16 protein-coding genes are annotated in these 18,789 nt (G+C 68.2%); 9 read left to right on the forward strand and 7 right to left on the reverse strand.

Going from position 1 to position 18,789, the window contains the following annotated elements; translation table 11 throughout:
* The first annotated feature begins 38 nt into the window (after positions 1 to 38).
* From ACYVN4_RS29800 to ACYVN4_RS29810, 3 genes are read left to right on the forward strand one after another with little or no spacing between them, the layout of a single operon-like run.
* Complete coding sequence (locus tag ACYVN4_RS29800) at positions 39 to 728, forward strand: succinate dehydrogenase cytochrome b subunit (RefSeq protein WP_460725326.1); 690 nt, start codon at positions 39 to 41, stop codon at positions 726 to 728.
* Between the two features lie 2 nt (positions 729 to 730).
* A complete protein-coding gene (locus ACYVN4_RS29805) occupies positions 731 to 2,665 on the forward strand; it encodes a fumarate reductase/succinate dehydrogenase flavoprotein subunit (protein ID WP_460725327.1) in 1,935 nt (644 codons plus the stop codon).
* A 13-nt stretch (positions 2,666 to 2,678) separates the two neighbouring features.
* Entirely contained in the window at positions 2,679 to 3,419 is a 741-nt protein-coding gene (locus ACYVN4_RS29810) for a succinate dehydrogenase/fumarate reductase iron-sulfur subunit (protein ID WP_460725328.1), read from the forward strand.
* Between the two features lies 1 nt (position 3,420).
* Here ACYVN4_RS29810 and ACYVN4_RS29815 read toward each other — a convergent pair whose 3' ends face one another.
* Entirely contained in the window at positions 3,421 to 4,509 is a 1,089-nt protein-coding gene (locus ACYVN4_RS29815) for a winged helix DNA-binding domain-containing protein (protein ID WP_460725329.1), read from the reverse strand.
* 56 nt (positions 4,510 to 4,565) lie between these two features.
* On the opposite strand from ACYVN4_RS29815, the gene ACYVN4_RS29820 reads away from it, so the two are divergent.
* The 3 genes from ACYVN4_RS29820 to ACYVN4_RS29830 all read left to right on the forward strand — a co-directional run bounded on the left by ACYVN4_RS29820 (position 4,566) and on the right by ACYVN4_RS29830 (position 8,403).
* Complete coding sequence (locus ACYVN4_RS29820) at positions 4,566 to 5,405, forward strand: glycoside hydrolase family protein (RefSeq protein ID WP_460725330.1); 840 nt, start codon at positions 4,566 to 4,568, stop codon at positions 5,403 to 5,405.
* A gap of 111 nt (positions 5,406 to 5,516) precedes the next feature.
* Complete coding sequence (locus tag ACYVN4_RS29825) at positions 5,517 to 6,935, forward strand: L-fucose/L-arabinose isomerase family protein (RefSeq protein ID WP_460725331.1); 1,419 nt, start codon at positions 5,517 to 5,519, stop codon at positions 6,933 to 6,935.
* 1 nt (position 6,936) lies between these two features.
* On the forward strand, positions 6,937 to 8,403 hold the full coding sequence (locus ACYVN4_RS29830) for an FGGY-family carbohydrate kinase (RefSeq protein WP_460725332.1): 1,467 nt from the start codon (positions 6,937 to 6,939) through the stop codon (positions 8,401 to 8,403).
* Positions 8,404 to 8,410: 7 nt separating this feature from the next.
* Here ACYVN4_RS29830 and ACYVN4_RS29835 read toward each other — a convergent pair whose 3' ends face one another.
* Positions 8,411 to 8,596: a DUF397 domain-containing protein gene (locus tag ACYVN4_RS29835; protein ID WP_460725333.1), complete on the reverse strand. Its 186-nt coding sequence runs from the start codon at positions 8,594 to 8,596 to the stop codon at positions 8,411 to 8,413.
* A 187-nt stretch (positions 8,597 to 8,783) separates the two neighbouring features.
* On the opposite strand from ACYVN4_RS29835, the gene ACYVN4_RS29840 reads away from it, so the two are divergent.
* Positions 8,784 to 9,527, forward strand: a complete 744-nt coding sequence (locus ACYVN4_RS29840) for a class I SAM-dependent methyltransferase (RefSeq protein ID WP_460725335.1) — start codon at positions 8,784 to 8,786, stop codon at positions 9,525 to 9,527.
* Positions 9,528 to 9,586: 59 nt separating this feature from the next.
* Positions 9,587 to 9,766: a ribbon-helix-helix protein, CopG family gene (locus ACYVN4_RS29845; protein WP_379357074.1), complete on the forward strand. Its 180-nt coding sequence runs from the start codon at positions 9,587 to 9,589 to the stop codon at positions 9,764 to 9,766.
* Here ACYVN4_RS29845 and xylB read toward each other — a convergent pair.
* From xylB to ACYVN4_RS29870, 5 genes are all read right to left on the reverse strand, one after another.
* Positions 9,763 to 11,172 (reverse strand): xylulokinase, encoded by a 1,410-nt coding sequence (gene xylB, locus ACYVN4_RS29850; protein ID WP_460725336.1) that lies wholly within the window; start codon positions 11,170 to 11,172, stop codon positions 9,763 to 9,765. The two genes, ACYVN4_RS29845 and xylB, sit on opposite strands and share 4 nt — an antisense overlap.
* A 13-nt stretch (positions 11,173 to 11,185) precedes the next feature.
* Entirely contained in the window at positions 11,186 to 12,196 is a 1,011-nt protein-coding gene (locus ACYVN4_RS29855; RefSeq protein ID WP_460725337.1) for a zinc-dependent alcohol dehydrogenase family protein, read from the reverse strand.
* 102 nt (positions 12,197 to 12,298) lie between these two features.
* Positions 12,299 to 13,303: a glycoside hydrolase family 172 protein gene (locus ACYVN4_RS29860; protein ID WP_460725338.1), complete on the reverse strand. Its 1,005-nt coding sequence runs from the start codon at positions 13,301 to 13,303 to the stop codon at positions 12,299 to 12,301.
* 105 nt (positions 13,304 to 13,408) lie between these two features.
* Positions 13,409 to 14,362, reverse strand: a complete 954-nt coding sequence (locus tag ACYVN4_RS29865; protein ID WP_460725339.1) for a tyrosine-protein phosphatase — start codon at positions 14,360 to 14,362, stop codon at positions 13,409 to 13,411.
* 263 nt (positions 14,363 to 14,625) lie between these two features.
* Complete coding sequence (locus ACYVN4_RS29870; protein ID WP_460725340.1) at positions 14,626 to 17,013, reverse strand: PEP-utilizing enzyme; 2,388 nt, start codon at positions 17,011 to 17,013, stop codon at positions 14,626 to 14,628.
* Positions 17,014 to 17,179: 166 nt separating this feature from the next.
* Between ACYVN4_RS29870 and ACYVN4_RS29875 the strand changes: the two genes are divergently transcribed.
* Positions 17,180 to 18,691 carry an FAD-dependent oxidoreductase gene (locus ACYVN4_RS29875; RefSeq protein ID WP_460725341.1) on the forward strand — a complete coding sequence of 504 codons (1,512 nt, stop codon included), beginning with the start codon at positions 17,180 to 17,182 and terminating at the stop codon, positions 18,689 to 18,691.
* Positions 18,692 to 18,789 lie beyond the last annotated feature (98 nt).

Genomic DNA, 18,789 nt, shown 5'->3' on the forward strand with positions numbered 1-18,789 from the left:
CTTGGACCGGGTGCGCGCGGCGGACGTACTTTCCGCTCGTGGCTATCGCATTACCTGAGCTCTACCGCACGACGGTGGGCAAGAAGGCCGTGATGGCGGTGACCGGGGGCATCCTTGTTCTCTTCCTCATCGCCCACATGGCCGGGAACCTGAAGGTCTTTCTGGGCGCGTCCGAGTTCAACCATTACGCCGAGTGGCTGCGCACCATCGGCGAGCCCGCCATCCCGCGGCGGGGGGTGTTGTCGGCGGCGGAGGTCGTGCTCGGGGTGAGCGTGATCGCGCACATGTGGTCGGCGGTGTCGCTGGCGCGCACCGCGCGGCGGGCGCGGCCGGTGCGGTACGCGGCGAAGAAGAAGTCGCATGCCAACGGGTATGCCGTGCACACCATGCGGTGGGGCGGGGTGATCATCGCGCTGTATGTGGTCTGGCATCTGCTGGATCTGACCTTCGGCGCGGTGAATCCGTTGGGGCGCAATGCGACTCCATACGAGAAGGTGGTCGCCGACTTCGCGCCGTCGCACTGGTACGTCACCGTGTTCTATGTCGTCGCCATCGTGCTGGTGGGGCTGCACCTGCGGCACGGGGTGCGCAGTGCCTTCCAGACACTCGGCCTGGCGAGCTCCGTCAGTTATCGGGCCTATGACCGGGTGGCGGCCTTTGTTTCGGGCCTGTTGGTCGCGGGGTTCCTGGCCGTCCCGATTGCCGTCACGTTCGGATGGGTGAAATAGCAATGAGTGAACCCCTTTTCGAGGTCGGTGCACCGATCACCGACACCAAGGCTCCGGGCGGGCCGATCGCCGAGCGTTGGACCACCCGCAAGTTCGAGGCCAAGCTGGTCAATCCGACGAACAAGCGCAAGAAGACGGTCATCATCATCGGGACCGGGCTGGCCGGTGGCTCGGCGGGTGCGACCCTGGGGGAGCAGGGCTATCACGTCGTCCAGTTCTGCTTCCAGGATTCGCCGCGCCGCGCGCATTCCATTGCGGCGCAAGGTGGTATCAATGCCGCCAAGAACTATCGCAACGACGGTGACAGTGTGCATCGGCTGTTCTACGACACCGTCAAGGGCGGGGACTACCGGTCGCGAGAGTCGAATGTGCACCGGCTCGCGGAGATCTCCACGCAGATCATCGATCAGTGTGTGGCGCAAGGGGTTCCGTTCGCACGCGAGTACGGCGGGCTGCTGGACAATCGGTCCTTCGGCGGGACGCAGGTGTCGCGGACATTCTACGCGCGCGGGCAGACGGGACAGCAGTTGCTGCTGGGTGCGTATCAGGCGCTCATGCGTCAGATCGACGCGGGCACAGTGGAATTGCATGCCCGGCACGAGATGCTCGACCTGATCATGGTCGACGGGGTGGCGCGGGGTGTGGTCGTGCGCGATCTCATCTCCGGGGAGATTCGGTCCTACACCGGGGATGCGGTGGTGCTGGCCTCGGGCGGGTACAGCAACGCCTACTTCCTGTCGACCAATGCCATGGGCTCCAATGTCACCGCGTCCTGGCGTGCTCACAAGCACGGCGCGTACTTCGCCAATCCTTGCTTCACCCAGATCCATCCGACCTGTATCCCAGTGTCGGGAGACCATCAGTCGAAGCTGACGCTCATGTCGGAGTCGCTGCGCAACGACGGGCGGGTGTGGGTGCCCGCGCGGGTCGGCGATCACCGTGCGCCCGAAGACATTCCGGAGGACGAGCGGGACTACTACCTCGAGCGCATCTACCCCGCCTTCGGCAATCTGGTGCCGCGCGATATCGCGTCGCGGGCCGCCAAGAACGTGTGCGACGAAGGCCGCGGGGTCGGGCCGGGCGGGCTGGGCGTCTACCTGGACTTCGCCGAGGCGATCGGGCGGCTCGGGTTGGATGCCGTGAAAGCCAAGTACGGCAACCTCTTCACGATGTACGAGCGGATCACCGGCGAGGATCCGTACGCGCGGCCCATGCGCATCTTCCCGGCCGTGCATTACACGATGGGCGGGCTGTGGGTCGACTACGACCTGCAATCCACCATTCCCGGGTTATTCGTCATCGGGGAGGCCAATTTCTCCGATCACGGGGCGAACCGGCTGGGCGCATCGGCGCTCATGCAGGGGCTGGCCGACGGGTACTTCGTGCTGCCCGCCACGCTCGGTGACTACCTGGCTCGTGGGCCGATCGGGGAAGTGCCCGAGGAGGCGGTGAAAGCCGCTGAGACGCGGGTGGTTTCGATGATCGACCGATTGCTCTCGATCAAGGGTGACCGCACGGTCGACTCCTTCCACCGGGAACTCGGCCACCTCATGTGGGAGTACTGCGGCATGGAACGCACCGAGGCGGGTCTGCGCAAGGCGCTCTCGCTGATTCCCGCCCTGCGCGCGGAGTTCTGGGAGCGGGTCAACGTGCCCGGTTCCGGTGACGATCTCAACCAGTCGCTCGAACGCGCGGGCCGGGTCGCCGACTTCCTCGAACTGGCCGAACTCATGGTCGTCGATGCGTTGCACCGCACCGAATCCGCGGGTGGCCACTTCCGTGCCGAGTCGCAGACCGAGGACGGCGAGGCCCGCCGCGACGACGAGAACTTCGCGTACGTCGCGGCCTGGGAATGGACCGGCGGGCAGCCGCCGACGCTACACCGCGAGGCGCTCACCTTCGAGCACGTCCACCCGACCACCCGGTCGTACAACTAGGGGAGCACCGGAAATGAAACTCACACTGCGGATCTGGCGGCAGCGCGACTCCAGCGCCAAGGGCGGCCTGGTCGACTACCGCGTGAACATCTCACCCGACGCGTCCTTCCTCGAGATGCTCGACGTCCTCAACGAACAGCTCACCGACCTGGGCGAGGAGCCGATAGCCTTCGACCACGACTGCCGCGAAGGCATCTGCGGCATGTGCTCGCTCGTCATCGACGGCACCCCGCACGGCCCCGAAAAGGCCACCACGACTTGCCAGCTCCACATGCGCAAGTTCTCCGACGGCGACACCATCACCGTGGAACCCTGGCGCGCCAAGGCTTTCCCGGTCGTCAAGGACCTGGTCGTCGACCGCTCCGCCTTCGACAAGATCATCCAATCCGGCGGCTACATCACCGCCCCCACCGGCACCGCCCCCGAAGCCCACTCGGTCCCCGTCCCGAAACCCGACGCCGACTTCGCCTTCCAAGCGGCGGAGTGCATCGGCTGCGGCGCCTGCGTAGCCGCCTGCCCCAACGGCTCCGCCATGCTCTTCACCGCTGCCAAGATCACCCACCTCGGCCTCCTCCCCCAAGGCCAACCAGAGCGCAGCTCCAGAGTCACCGCCATGCTCGAAACCCACGACAACCTCGACTTCGGCGGCTGCACCAACACCGGCGAATGCACCCTCGCCTGCCCGAAAGAAATCCCCCAGGACGTCATCGGCCGCCTCAACCGAGACCTCCTCCGCGCCACCCGCCGCGGCTGAATCAACGGCCTTCGATCACGATCTTGCCGTCCTCGTGCGGTGCGATCACCGGGAGCAGCTGTTCGGCCTCGGCGCGAACGGCTGCTTCGACGGACTTGGAGAGCGGATGCCAGGGGGTGATGCGGATGGTGGAGCCGTCGAGGTCCCAGCGGCCGTGGACGAAGCCGTCTACTAGGTAGAAGGGGACGCCGCCGGAGGCGGTTTTGGCTATGCGGGCTCGGTCGCTGTCGCCGATGATGCGGGTGCGGTCGCGGTGGCCCAGGCAGGAGTTGTCGAAGGCCGGGAGCAAACGGACCGGGGCGGGCAGATCCGGGTCGGCGATCGGGGCTTCGGGGAGGTCGTAGAGGGTGCGGCCGGATTCGTCGCGGTAGATGCGGAGGTCGGGGCGGAGGCGGGTCATTACCTCGGCCAGGCGGGTGACGCCGGCGAATTCCTGGATGTCGGCGACGGTGGCGGGGCCGTAGGCGGCGAGGTAGCGGCGGATCAGGGTTTCCGGTTGGGGGGATTCGAGGGGCGCGTCGAGCCATTCCTCCGCCAGGGAGACCGCGACCGAGCGGCCTCGCCAGGCGCCCCAGGTGCCCGCGGCGTCGTCGTGGAGCAGCGGGTGGACGACGCCGAGGGCGTGGACCAGGTGGCCGGGTTCGCGGCCGGGGAAGTGTTCGGTCAGGAGTTTGCCGAGGTCTCGGCGGGGGAGGGTGCGGCCGGTCAGCAATTGACGTGCGGTGGTGGCGAATTCGGTGATATCGAGGTTCGCGGTGGCGTCTCGGAGGTAGAACGAGCGCAGGGTGCGTTCGATGTCGGGGCGCACGGTCGGGTACAGCCAGCGGTAGTCGGCGGCGGTGGCCAGGTGAACGGTGCGGCGGATCATAGTGGCGCGCACCACGGTTCGGTCGCGCAGCAGGGAGGTCAGGTCGTCGTGGCGGAAGTCGGTGAGCCGGGTCCACAGGCCGATGTAGGCCCAGTTCGGGTCCTGCGCTTGGACTGCGACGAGATGGTGGATCAGGTCGGCGGCGGGCATGGTGACCCGCTCGTTCAGCTGCTGACGCAGCAGCAGGGTGCGGTTCAGGGTGCGCAGTGAGAGTTCCGGCATGAATCCAGTGTCGATGCCGAGTAGGACAGTTCTGGTCCTAGATGGAGGGTGAGATTATGGACGGGGTGCGAGCGGGGGAGTTCCGGCACATCTACGACCCGAGTGAGCCGGATCAGTGTTGGTACATCAATGATCATTGCGTGATTCGAGACGCCGCCGGGCGCTGGCATCTGTTCGGGATCACCCATCCCGAACCCGCCGACCCGTTCGACGAGACCGAATTCGCGCATGCCAGCGCCGCGGACCCGCACGGACCGTGGACCAAGCATCCGCCGGTCCTGACCGTCGACCCACAGCGCGGCGAGACCCACCTGTGGGCTCCGTTCGTCGTCCACGACGGTGACCGCTACTTCATGTTCTACGACGGCGGCGGAACCGACCGCACCGCAACGGGTATGGGCCTGGCCACCTCCACCGATCTGTTCCACTGGACCCGGCATCCCGGCAGCCCGGTCTTCCGCGACGGCTACGACGCCCGCGACCCCATGGTCCTTCGTCTGAACGATCAATGGGTCATGTACTACTGCGCGACGAGCGCTCCCAGCGGCGGGCACCATGTCGTCGCCTACCGCACCAGCGCGGACCTCGTGCACTGGAGCGATCGCCGCATCGCCTACACCGATCCGACCACCGGCACGGGCGCGGGCAATACCGAATCACCGTTCGTTCTCGGCCACGACGACGCCTGGTATCTCCTGATCGGCCCCCGCCCGGACTACGTCGGTACCGAGATCTTTCGCAGCGACAACCCTTTTCACTTCGACACGTCCGACCGCGTGGGGCACATTCCCGCGCACGCCGCCGAGGTGCTCGTCCACGACGGCACCGCGTGGATCACCCATGCTGGCTGGGGACAGGGCGGAGTCTTCCTCGCGCCCTTGCACTTCCCGGCCTGAGCGAGCCTTTCCCGAACGGACCGATAATCCGATTTCGGGCGTGGCGTGCGGTCTGAACTGGGATTCTGAATCGGGAGTCGAGAGTCCCACCCAGTGCGGGGAGGCAGGCGCATGGCCCGAATCGGCGTGATCAGTCTTTCCGACGGCCGCGACTACGTGCACGGCGGCATCGTCGGATTCATTCGGACGGCGGAGGATCGGCTCGTCGCCGAGTTGACCGCGGCCGGGCACACCGTGATTCGCGGTGTGGAACCCATCGGCGGCAACGAGTGCGCGGTGACGGTGGCCAGGCAGGTGGCGGCCGCCGGGGTGGATCTGACCGTGCTGCACTACGCGGTATGGGCGTTCCCGCACTTCACCATGCTGGCGGCCGGAGCCCTCGACGGGCCGCTGTTGTTGCTGTCGAATATCGATCCGGTACAGCCGGGCATGGTGGGCATGCTGGCCGCGGGCGGCGCACTCGATCAGATCGGGCGCGAACACGCCCGGCTGTGGGGCGATCCCGCCGATCCGGAACTGATCGCCGCCATCGGGGAGCGGGCGCGGGCCGCGGCGGCGGTGGCGAGCCTGCGCGGCAGCACCTTCGGGCGCATCGGCGGTCGGCCCATGGGTATGAACACCGCGGTCGCCAATACCGATCAGTGGCAGCGGCTGTTCGGGGTCGACGTGGAGGAGATCGACCAGTGGGAGATCGTGCGCCGTGCCGAACTCGCCGATCCCGGTGAGGCCAAGGCGGCGCGGGAATGGTTGGAGCGCAATGCCGCGGGAGTCCACTACGACGGCCGCAAGCTGACGCCCGAACTGCTCGAACGCCAGATCCGCGCCTACCTGGCCATGCGGGATCTGATCGCCGAATGGCATCTGGACTTCTCCGGCATCAAGGGGCAGCCGGAGTTGACCCAGTACTTCGCCACCATGGATATCACCGAGGCGTTCCTCAACGATCCGTACGATTGGAACGGGCCCAAACGCCCGCACATCTGCGCCACCGAGGCGGACATGGACGGCGCGCTCACCATGCAGCTGCTGCACCGAATCGCCGACACCCCGGTGCTTTTCGCCGATGTCCGCCACTATCACGCCGACCGCGACATCTGGGATCTGTGCAATTCCGGCCAGCACGCCACCTGGTACGCAGCCCGCAGCGACGATCCGGCCGAGAATCTGGCGCGCGTGCACCTGTATCCCGAGGTGTTCTTCTTCCCGGCCGGAGGTGCGTCGGTGCATCATCTGGCCGCGCCCGGGCAGATGACGCTGGCCCGGCTCACCCGCCGAAACGGTTCCTACCGTATGCAATTGATGCTCGGCGAGTTCGAGACCTACGACGCGGCCACCAATGAGTCGCTGATGAAGCAGTCCACCTGGGAGTGGCCGCACGCCTTCGCCCGGCTCGACGCGGACGCCGGGGATTTCCTGTCCCGCTTCGGCGCCAATCACATTCACGCCGTGCCGGGTGACCATCGTGCGACCGTGCGGGGGGCCTGTGAGCTGCTCGGGGTCACCCTGGACGAATTCACCAGGGCGAGCTGACATGCTGCTGGGCATCGATATCGGCACCTCCGGGTCCAAGGGCGTCCTGGTCGATCACTCCGGCCTGGTCGCAATGAGAGCCGAACGGCCGCACCGGGTTTCGACACCCCGGCCCGGGTGGGTGGAACATGACGCCGAAACCGTATGGTGGGCCGACTTCGTCGCGATCGCCCGCGACCTCGTGCAGGCCGCCGACGGCGAGCCGATCGACGCGCTCGCGGTCAGCGGTATCGGTCCGTGCCTGCTGCCCGCCGACGCCGACGGCAACCCGCTGCGCCCCGCCATCCTCTACGGGGTCGACACCCGTGCCAGCGTCGAAATCGAGGAACTGAACGCGGAATTGGGCGCGCACACCGTGCTGGAGCGCTGCGGGTCGCCGCTCACCAGTCAGGCCATCGGCCCGAAGCTACGCTGGCTGATCCGCCACGAACCGCAGGTGTGGCAGTCCACCCGAATGCTGCTGATGGCCAGTTCCTTCCTGGTCCATCGCCTCACCGGCCGCTACGTCCTCGACCACCAGTCCGCCAGCCAATGCGTGCCCATGTACGACCTGCTCGCCCGCGACTGGGCCACCGACTGGGCCGAATCCGTCGCCCCCGGCCTGCGATTACCCGAATTGGCCTGGCCCACCGAGATAGTCGGCCGAGTGACTCCCGAGGCCGCTGCCGCCACCGGCCTCCCCGTCGGCGTCCCCGTCACCACCGGCACCATCGACGCCTGGGCCGAGGCAGCGGGCGTCGGCGTCCGCCACCCCGGCGACTGCATGATCATGTACGGCACCACCATGTTCCTCACCCAGGTCCTCACCACCCCGCACCCCCACCCCGGCCTCTGGACCACCTGCGGAACCTGGCCCGGCACCTACACTTCCGCGGCAGGCATGGCCACCTCCGGCGCGGTCACCGACTGGCTGCGCACCCTCACCGCCACCGACTTCACCGACCTCCTCGACGAGGCGACCCACGTCCCACCCGGCAGCCGCGGCCTCCTGGTCCTCCCCTACTTCGCCGGCGAACGCACCCCCCTCTTCGACCCCGACGCCCGCGGCATCATCGCCGGCCTCACCCTCACCCACACCCGCGCCGACCTCTACCGAGCCATCCTCGAAGGCACCGCCTACGGCGTCCGTCACAACCTCGAAACCATCCCCACCCCCGCCACCCGCCTGGTAGCCGTAGGCGGCGGCACCAAGGGCGGCCTCTGGACCCGCATAGTCTCCGCCATAACCGGCCTCCCCCAACAACTCCCAGCCGACACGGTAGGCGCAGCCCTAGGCAACGCCCTCCTAGCCGCCGAATCCCAGGGCCTGGACACCTCCACCTGGAACCCGATCATCACCACGGTCGATCCCGACCCTGCCCACACCGCCCAGTACGACGCGTATTACCGCCACTACCGATCCCTCTACGAGGCAACCAAATCCACCGCCCACTTCCTGGCCCGGGAACAACACCGCGCAGCCACGTAGCCGTGGCTCAATCGAATTCGCCGCTGCGAACACCGCTGGTGAACGCGTCCCACGCGCGTGGCGAGAAAACCAGCGCCGGACCGCCGGCATCCTTCGAATCGCGGACCCCGACGGTTCCTGCATCGAGAAACGCAACTTCGACGCACTCCCCACCGGCCTGGCTGTAGCTGCTCTTGAACCAACGCGTGTCCACGGTGCGTACTCCTTCGCTATCCGTCTCAACAGATTTCGAGACGCCGTCTCACCCAAGGCTGCCTGACAAAGAGCGCCGTCGGCATACCCGGCAACTCCAAGATCAGGGAGTACTCACTGCGGAATTTTGTCCGGTTCCCCTCCGTGAGTGCTCCCTGATCTTGTTGGGCGACAGTACGGTGGCGGGGGTGCTGGATTATGACGCTGAGGCTGCGGAGTATGACCGGACTCGGGGTGGGGAGGAGCGGGCGGGGGCGGCGGCCGCGGCGGTGCTCGGACTGTTGCCGGGGGATGCGCGGACGGTGGTGGACGTGGCTTGCGGGACGGGGATTGTCAGTGCGCGGTTGCGGGGAGCGGGGCGGGTTGTGGTCGGGGTAGATCTCTCTGCGGGCATGCTCGCTTACGCGCGGCCGCGTCTCGAAGGTGCGGTGGTGCGGGCGGATGCGAGACGACTGCCGATTGCCGATGCGTCGGTGGACGCGGTGGTGTTCATGTGGCTGTTGCACCTGGTGGATGAGGAGGTTGGGGAGCGGGCGATGGCCGAAGCCGCTCGGGTCCTGCGGCCGGGCGGGGTGGTGGTGGCCACGGTCGGCAAGAACTTCGCGATGTACACGGTGCCGAGTGATCTGTCGGGGGTGCTCGAGCCCGTTCAGCGAGAGCATGTCACCGAGAAGACGGACGATCCAACGGTATTCACCGGCTCGGGTATGCGATTCGGGCTGGAGCCGGATGGCGAAGCGACCTATATCGGTCACGGACAAGGCTGGTCGCCACGGCGCGCTCTCCAGTTGCTACCGCGCTTCGATTGGTACGAGCGGCTGGACGCTACCGCGGCCGACGCCCTCCGGGCTCGCGTGGCTGCTCTCCCTGATCAGGATCGGCCCCGCCCCGACCCGGTGTATCGCGTCGCCTGCTTGCGCAAGCCCAAGTGAAGTAGCCCTTTTTCACAGTTGTGTCGCTGGCGGTCACTTCGAGGTGGTATGACTTCCCCGTGGCATGGACTTTGCGGCTCAGCGAGGACGAAGAAGCTGCGCTGAGTGCGCAGGCGGCGATGGAGGGGCGGTCCAAGCAGGAGATCGTTCGGGACGCCATTCGCACCTACATCACTCGGCACAAGACGTGGGACGACTATCTGTCCGATGATTCGGTGGTGTATCGGAACGCCGGTTAGGCGGGCTTCATCACTGCTTCGGGGTAGTAGGTGTCCCTGATTTCTCCGTAGCGTTGGCGCACCGCCGCGCCGATTCCGGCTGTGAGAGTGTGGAAGTCGGTGCCGCCGGGGGTGGGCCAGCGGGGTGGGCGAGGGCCGCCGCGCAGCGCCCAGGCGGCTTGGCGGGCCGCGCCCAAGGCGACGTATTCGCTGGGGTTGGGGACCGTCACGGTGCGGCCGAAGATGGTGGCGGCGGCGTGGGCGATGAGGCGGGAGCGGGATGCGCCGCCGATCAACAGGATTCGATGCGGGACCGTGGGGAGGCGGTCGAGGGCGTCGGCGATATTGCAGAGCATGCCCTCGATGGCGGCGCGGGCCAGGTGATGCGGGCGCATGGTGTGCGGGCGTAGGCCGTGCAGGCTGCCGGTGGCGTAGGGGAGATTCGGGGTGCGTTCACCCGCGATATAGGGGAGCAGGGTGAGACCGTCTGCCCCGGCGGGGGATTGGGCCGCAAGCACTTCCAGGCCGGACACGTCGGTGCCGAGCAGTACGGCGGTCGCATCCAGGACGCGCGCCGCATTCAAGGTGCAGACCAAGGGCAGGAACGCCCCGGTGGCGTCGGCGAACCCGTTGACGGCCCCGGAGGGATCCGCACTCGGACTGGTGGCGCGGGTGAAGACCGTCCCGCTGGTGCCCAGCGACACCACCACATCGCCGTCCTCGATCCCCAAACCCAATGCGGCGGCGGCATTGTCGCCGGTGCCCGCGGCCACCAACCGACCGCCCGGCGTATGCCCCGCGATCTCGGCGGGCGCCAGCACCCGCGGCAGCATCGGACTGCGCCCACGGAAAGCCATCGACATCAGATCGGGCCGATAGCTGCCGTCCGCGGGTGACCAGTACCCGGTCCCGGAGGCGTCCCCGCGATCGGTGGTCGGCTCGCTCGCCGGATCCCCGCCGCGCAGTTGCCAGGTCAGATAGTCGTGCGGCAGCAGCACTCGAACCGTCCGGTCGGCCAACTCCGGTTCATGGTCGGCGAACCAGCGCAGCTTGGCCACGGTGTGCGCCGCCAACGGCACGCTGCCCACCGCGTCCGCCCACGCCTGCGGTCCGCCCAGTTCGCCCACGAGCTGCGTGGCCGCCTCCGCCGAGCGGGTGTCGTTCCACAGCAGTGCGTCCCGCACCGGATGCCCGGCGGCGTCCAGCACCACCAGCCCGTGCTGCTGCCCGGCCACCGCGATGGCCTCCACATCCCGCATCATGCGGTCACACGCCGCGCGCAGCGCCTCCCACCACATGTCCGGCGGCACTTCCGTCCCGTCGTGGTGCGGAATCTGGCGCTGGCGCAATACCGTTCCGGTATCCGCGTCGCACACCACGATCTTGCAGGACTGTGTGGAGGAGTCGACTCCGGCAACGACCGTCATTGGCCCGCCTGTCTTATCGTGCCGCCCGTCGTCCGGGATGCAGCTGGATCTTGCGTCCGGTGCCGGCGCGGAAGGTCCGCAGGGCATCGGCGAACTCGTCGAGGGCGAAGTCGTGCGTGATCACCGTGTCGGCGTCGATCACGCCCTCGCCCATCAGATCCACGGCCCGCCCGAAGCTGTGCAGGACGGCCATGGAGCCCACGATCGTGATCTCGTCGTTGTAGATGCGGAACGGTGAGATGCTCGCGCGCGCCGCCGCGGGGGCGACACCGAACTGCTGATAGGTGCCGCCGCGGCGGACCCGCGACAACCCGTCCTCGATGGCGGCGACCGTTCCGCTGCAATCGATCACGATCTCCCAGCCCTCGGGCCGGTCCATATCGTCGGCGGAGATGGTGGCGGCGTCCGCGCCCAGGGTGCGGGCGATGGCAAGGCGATCGGCATTGGTGTCGACCATCGACACCGACGCCGCGCCCGCCGCGATGCCCAACTGCAGCATGAGCAGCCCCATGGTGCCCGCCCCGTAGATCAGGTAGTGGGCGCCGAGACGCCGTGGCAGCACATCGAATCCGTGCACCGCGCACGAGAGCGGTTCCACCAGAGCGCCGTGCGCGGACGGCACGTGCCCCGGCAGCCGATAGCAGTTGGCGGCTGGCACTTTCACGTACTCGGCCATCGCACCGTCCACGGTGTCGCCGATGGCGCCCCAGTTCTCGCACAGATTGCCGCGCCCGATCGCGCAGAAGTGGCAGCGCCCGCAGAACAGTGAGGGATCCACCGCCACCCGGTCGCCCACCCGCACCCCGGCCGCGTCGCGCCCCAGCGCGATGACTTCCCCGGCGAATTCGTGCCCCGGCACGATCGGATAGGGCGTGGGCGGGAATTCACCCTCGACGATATGGATATCGGTGCCGCATATGCCGACCGCGTCCACTCGGATGACCACATCCCCAACGCCGGGTAGCGGATCCGGAACGGTCTCCACCGAGAACTGTCCAGGCTTCTCGACGACCAAGGCGCGCATAGCAATACCATGCACCCGCGCGGCGCGCATTCGACGCGTTTTACGCAATAGCAATCGCATTCTTCCTGTTTTCCCGCAATCGTTACGGGAACCGCTGGGGGATCAGGGGAGTGCGTGATACCAGAACGCGGTGGAGGCCAGCTGGGCCTGCTCGAGCGGGAGGTAGTGCCCGTCCTCGCGCCAGCCCAGCGCCTGCACGGTGGCGCGCAGCCCGTCGGCGAAACAGATGGGGTCGGGAATGTGCCAGCGGTACATGCCGAATCGTTGGTGCGGTTCGTAGATTCGATGCGGCGGCAGCACCTGCGGCATGCCCAGATAGGGGGTGGAGTAGGGGCGATAAGCGCCCTCGAGATCGAAATTCCAGGCGCCGCCGAAATAGTCCTCGGTACCGGTGCCGCACACCGTAGGGAATTCGGTGTCATCGTCCAGATAGAACTTCAGTTCGCCCTCGCCCCACCAGCCCGACGCGCGCGGCTGCACCGCCAGATAGGTGCCCACGTACCGGCCGGGGCCACCGTCGATTTCGACGATCGGATGCTCCGCGGGGTTGCCCAGCGGATCGCTGCAACGCCACCGGGCATGCAGATACCCGGCGGCGCCGGGTAACTCCTCCTCCAGATAGGTGATCTGGTAGTAGACCGGCGCGGCCCGCTCCGACCCGTTGTGCAGCGTGATCAGTGCGCTCGTGTGGAACGGCATGGGCCAGTAGCTGTTCAGCCCGCCCGCCGGTGCGACCACGATCATGGCGGAGTCGACGAGCGCCAGTTCGCCCCAGCCGTTGCAGAAGAAATCCCCCAGCGGCACCGCGATCGCGGGTTCGGCCGCACCGTCCCAATACATCTGGAGTGTGAAGTCGCGCAGCAGCCCGCGATCGGTGGTGAGCCACAGGTGCCGGATCACGCCCGGCCCGGAAACGTCGGCGAGCGTGGCGGTTTCCCCCGGACCCACATCGATCGACGGCGACACCTTCCAGCCGCGTCCCAGCCCCGCCGCCGCGAATGCCCCTGTCCCCGAGATGGCCCGGCCGCCCCCGCCGGGTGCTCCGGTGGGGTTCTCCGCACTCACCGAGCGGGTGCGCCGACCGTCCAGTTCCCAGATCTCGTGCACCATGCGAATTTTCGCATGTACGTACCCGACCGGAAGCGGACATGACGCGGACACACGAATGCCGACGTCGTCAGGTTCACGACGTCGGCATCCGTGGTAAAACGACTAGCTGCCGAACGGACCGGCGCCGATGCCGCCCTGCTCGACCAGCTTGGCCTGCAGCTTGCCGACGGTCGCGCCGTCGAGGCCCAGGCCCTGCGAGATGAAGGCGTTCATGGTGCCGTAGGACTGCGTGGCCTGGCTGAACGCCGCGGCCAGGTAGTCACTCTGCACGCCGAGCACCGGGGTGAACAGCGACGGATCGGTGACCAGACCCTTGGCAACCAGACCGTCCAGGGTGGCCTTGTTCGAGGCCGCCAGACGATCGTTGGACTGCATGTAGTTGTCGTAGATCGCGGCATCCGGGGTGCCCAGGATGCTCATCAGGATCGCGGTCATCCAGCCGGTGCGATCCTTGCCCGCGGTGCAGTGGTACAGGATCGCGCCCGGCGCGTTGGCGATTTCCTTGAGCGCCGTGGCGAACTGGGTGCGGGCGGTCGAGTCGGTGACCATCCACTTGTAGTAGTTGCGCATGTACTCCGCGCCCTTACCGTCGCCGAGTTGCTGCTGCTGCACGGTCGGGCCACCCTGCACGAGCTTGGCGAAGAACAGGTAGAAGTCGTTGTTGGGGTCGTAGACCGGCAGCGACTCCTCCGGGATCGAGCCGGGCAGTACGTCCGGGCTCGCGGCGCGCTCGGTCGGGCTGCGGAAGTCGATCACCTTGGTGACCCCGGCCGCGACCAGCGTCTGCTGATCGGCGGCGGTGAGGCGATTGAGGGCGTCGGTGCGGAACACCAGTCCGGACTTGATCTTCGCGACACCGTTGTTGGCGGCGACCCCGCCGATATCGCGGGCATTGGGGGCGGCCTGCAGTTTGAAGTCCGCGCCGATCGGGGCCTGGCGCAGAATCGAACTGGTCGGGGCCGCCTGGACGGCGGGGGTCAGGGTGATCGGCACGGCGGCGATGAGAGCGGCGGCGACACCGGTCAGCGTGCCACGCACAGCACGTGAAATCGTCACTTGCGATTTTCCTTTCGGTACAACGCGGACCGGGACAGGTTTGTCCCGGTCCGTTTCGCCGAGGCCGGGCCCACACCCGTTTTCGGCTCCGCTGCGGAGGTTTGGTTGCCGTTCATTCCGCCCCAACATGGGGACTGGTTGGTATCCGTAGTGGGACCGCCCGGTGTCGGGGTGGCGACGGTCCGGTGCAGGTCCCGCTCAGTGGGACGGAGCGGCCGATCAGTGAGATTTACTGGTGCACAGGGTCATTCGACCCGGTCGAGCTATTCGACGTCGGCCAGCAGGGTGACGGTGCCCGCCGCGCCGTCCACGCGGACGCGCTGCCCGTCCTTCAGCGCATCGACGGCGGTCTTGGTGTCCACCACGCACGGCACGCCGAACTCGCGAGCCACGATCGCGGCATGCGAGGCGGCACCGCCGATATCGGTCACCACGGCACCGGCATAGGCGAACATCGCGGTGTGGCCGGTATCGGTCACCGCGGCCACCAGGATGTCACCGGGCTCGATATCGTCGTCGAGGGTCAGGATGCGCTTGACCGTGCCCTCCACCACGCCGGGGCTCACACCCAGCCCGGAGATGGTCTCGCCCACCGCGATCGCCCCGGAGATCTCCTCCGGCTCCCACGGGCCGTTGACGACATCGGGCATCCGCACGGCCTGGAACTTGGTCCGCTCCGCCCGCCGGCGAGCCACCCGATCCTTCAGATCAGCTGGAGCCCACAGGATCTCGTCCAGATTGAGGAACGCCGAATCCTCGATCTCGGTGAGCTTGCCCGCCTGCACCAGGCGCGCCGCGCGCTCCTGAGTGGCCAGGCGCAAGCAGTTGGTGACCCGCACGACGGCGTCGCGGGCGCGCTCGCGGTAGACGGTCGCGCCGACCGCCATCTTGGCGGTGCGGCTGCTCGGCTCCGGCACCGGTTCCCGGTGCGGCGCAGGCATTTCCGCGGCCCGACCGGCGGCGGTCACCAGCAGTTCGGGGCGGTCGCCGAAGGTGGCATTGATGAGCTCGCACTCGCCGGGACCGCGGTGGCCGATGCGGGCCAGCTCCTGATCCAGGGCCTTGGCGAATTCGGGCGACTTCTCCCGGGCCGCGGCCACATCGCCGCTCTTGGCGACCTCCTGCAGCCCGGCGTCCTTGCGGCACAACGCCGCCAGCCGCTCCACGGCCAGCATGGTCTTGGCCGACTCCAGGCGATTCAGGTCGATCTTGACCTCGCCCTTGTGCGCGGCGGTCGCGGCGCCGGTCATCATGACGCCGATCGACGCCGCCTGCCACGCCTGATTGAGGCGGTCGCGCCACAGCAGGGCGCGGGCATGCAGTTGCTCGTCGGTGAGCTCCGAGATCTGGTCGCGGGTCAGCGCTTCCGCGTGCGAAGCGGCATTGATGTGCTCGGCGGTCTTGGCGTACTTCATGGCGGTGGCCGCGACCCGGCCCATGGCCTTGAAAGTGCCCGCGCGGGCGGCCATTCCGGTCGGCATGGCCGGGCGGCCCTTGGGATGCAGTTCGACGTCGCCGATGGTGCCGTAGACGTCGCGGCGCACGCTCTCCTCGTCCCAGCCCGGCATGTTCTGCGCGGAGAAGACGCCGATGGAGGCGTTGATGTACATATTGTGGCCGAGCACGCTGGTGACACGGGAGACCCAGTGCTCCAACGCGATTCCCTCGATGGCGATCATGTGGCCCATGGCCTCGTTGCCCAGGCGGATCGCGCCCGCCTGCAGATCGATGGTCAGCGGGGTGAGCGGGCCGGGCAGCGCCTCGGAAGTATTGGTGGCGGTGTAGACCGGGATGCGGTCGTCGACCAGGTCGTCGAACTCGCCGTCCAGGCCTTCGGGCGCAGCGGATTTCAGCGCGTAGCCGTCGGAGGTCGGGGCGTTCTGCGGCACCACGTGGGTGGGCAGCGGGATCGCGCCGCGACGGGCGCTGATCCCGGAGCCACCGGCCTTGCGGCCGTGCAGGCCGCGCGCCACATCGGCGACCGTCTCGGCGGCGGTCCAGCCGTAGCGAAAACCCCACTCCTCGCGAGCGGTCGATGCCTCGAGGCGGGCCGGTGCCGTCGACGACTTCGGTAGCCACGCACTGTATTTCACGCCCGCATCGGCGAAGATGCGCTTGACCTCGTCGCCGGACACTTCGCCCGGGGCGGCCAGCTCGACCACTCCGCCGCGCTGCGAGAGCGCCGCCAGCACCAGGAAGCGTTCCAGATCGTCGTAGTGCAGCACCTGGATGCTGCCCTTGCCGCCGGTGAGGCCCTCGAGGGTGCGCCAGGCGCGGGCGTCCATGCGGCGGCCCGCCACCAGGGCGGTGCGCACGATCAGCGCGTCCGCGCCGGAAGCCTTCACGGCCTGCTCGATGCCCGAATCACTGCCCGCCGCAACGGGAACCACGAGGCGGGCGCCGGTTTCCTGGGCGGCGCGGGCGATCGTCGCGGTGGCGGTGCCCGACAGGTGCACGATGGCGTCCGTCCCGGCCGCCGCGCGGGTGGCCGCCTGGGCGTCGGACAGATCGCCGACGATCACCTCGACTCGCGGGTCCACATAGCGATGCCGCTGCCGGTCCAGTCCGACCACCTCGTGGCCCGCCGCCAGCAGCATGCGCGCCACGGCCCGGCCGCTCGGCTCGGTGACTCCGGTGACCAGAATCCGCATTGACTCTCCTCCTCGTGCAGGCGTCCCCAACCACAGTGACGCCGTTCACACACCATCCCCACTGCTCGGTCGGGTGACGGGTCACAGTCCCGGTCAACGGGATCGGGGATTCGGTCAGCAAGATGTACCGCTAAGTAGGAGGTGGTTCAGCGGGCACCGTCGAAGCATGACAGTGCGGAATTCGGTCACGCCGCGGGCGGACAGCCAGGTGAGCCACTACGACATCGACACCGATGTGCTGGTCGTCGGCTACGGAGCGGCGGGCGCGTCGGCCGCCTACGAGGCGGCTTACGCCGGGGCGCGGGTGCTGGTGATCGACCGGGCCGGTGGGCCCGGCGGCGCGTCGGCGATGTCGGGAGGGGAGATCTACCTCGGCGGCGGTACGCCGATACAGACCGCTTGCGGATTCGATGACACCCCCGAGGCGATGGCGGCCTTCCTGAAGGCGGCCCTGGGCGCGGGTTCGGACGTGGCCAAGATCGAGGAGTACTGCGCGGGCAGCGTCGAGCACTTCCACTGGCTGGTGGATCGCGGCGTGCCGTTCAAGCCGACCATGTGGGACGCCCCGACCTGGGTGCCGCCCACCGACGACGGGCTGATGTGGCTCGGCGAGAACAGCTGGCCGTTCACCGAATCCGCCGCCCCCGCCCCGCGCGGGCATCGGCCCACCGCCAATGACTTCGGCGGCAAACTGCTGATGGAGTGCCTGAGCGCCGCGGCCGAATCCGCCGGTGCCACCGCACTGTTCGACACCGCCGCCACCACCCTGATCGTCGACGCGGCCGGTGCTGTCGTCGGTGTGGTCGCGCGGCAGTACGGCAAGGAGATCACCATCCGCGCGCACCGCGGAATCGTGCTCACCACAGGCGGTTTCGTCGACAACGACGACATGCTCGCCGCCCACGCGCCGGAGCTGCTGGGCCACACCAAGGTCAGCGCGGGCACCGACGACGGCTCCGGCATCCGCATGGCCCAGGCCCTCGGCGCGGCCGTCCGCCACATGTCCGCCGGACAGGTCGGTATGTCCCTCATCCCCGGCCTGGCCGCGCGCGGTCTGGTGGTGAATGCGTTGGGCCGCCGCTTCATCAACGAGGACACCTACCCCGGCCGCATCGGCCAGCACGCCCTCTACCGCCAGAACATGGGCGGCAGCTGGGCCGGCGACGACACCGCGGTCTGGGTCATCGTCGACGAAGCCGGCTTCGAAGACGTCCCCGAACCCCAGCGCTGGGGCGTGCAACCCACCCACGTCGCCGAAACGCCCGAAGAACTGGAAGCCCTCACCGGTCTCCCGGCAGGTTCCCTGGTTGCGACGATCGCCCGCTACAACGAATTCGCGACCCACGGACAGGATCTCGACCACCACAAATCCACCCGCTGGCTCCGCCCCCTCACCGCCCCCTTCGCCGCCATCGACGTGAAGGCAGGCATCCGCCCACCCGCCGAAGCAGGCGACCGCCGAGGCACCGGCGCTTCCGTCTTCACCCTCGGCGGCCTCCACACGGATCTCGACGGCCACGTCCTGAACCTCGATGGCAAACCCATCCCCGGCCTCTACGCCGCAGGCCGAGCAGCCAACGGCCTCCACGGCTTCGGCTACATCTCCGGCACCTCCCTCGGCGACGGCACCTTCTTCGGCCGCCGCGCAGGCACCGCCGCCGCCCGCCACCGCCCCTGACCCCGGCACCTACACAGTCATCCGGTGTGCCTCCACTTCAGTCATCCCGGCGTGCTTTTGGCCGGGATCCACGCCACGAGGCCATGTCACCTTTCGCG

This window comes from Nocardia heshunensis, from assembly GCF_054782115.1.